Genomic DNA, 385 nt, shown 5'->3' with positions numbered 1-385 from the left:
AGAGCCGCCGCGAGAAGGGCCCGTCGCCCATGGTGGCCGGGAACATCAGGAAGGTGAGCACGAGCGCGAAGCCGACGTGGACCGCGTTGGCCTGGAGCAGTTGGAGCGAGATCTGTATCGGCCGCACCGCGAACAGGCCGAGATCGACCGTCGGCAGCGGTATCGTGAAGGTGAAACTGCGCGCCGCGAGCGCCAGTTGGAAGAGCGAAAAGCAGATCCCGATGACCGCGACGGCGAGTGCGGCGAGCCCCTGTAACGACCGCCGGCGCTCGATCTCGTCGATTATCTCGTCGGCCTCTTCTCTGGAAATCTCCTCGGCGTCGTCCGGTTGTGTGTCGTTCGTGCTCATGAGAATACGTCCGTGAGGCCCCGGCGTTCCACGCGG

The 385-nt window shown here is 65.2% G+C and carries 1 pseudogene; it reads right to left on the bottom strand.

From position 1 onward, the window contains the following. Positions 1-349 (bottom strand): annotated as a pseudogene (locus tag EXE42_RS17235) (TRAP transporter permease); the annotation flags it as partial. Positions 350-385: the final 36 nt, after the last annotated feature.

The organism is Halorubrum sp. SP3, from assembly GCF_005435195.1.
In the GTDB taxonomy this organism is placed as follows: domain Archaea; phylum Halobacteriota; class Halobacteria; order Halobacteriales; family Haloferacaceae; genus Halorubrum; species Halorubrum sodomense.
This window is presented reverse-complemented; position numbering and strand designations above follow the sequence as displayed.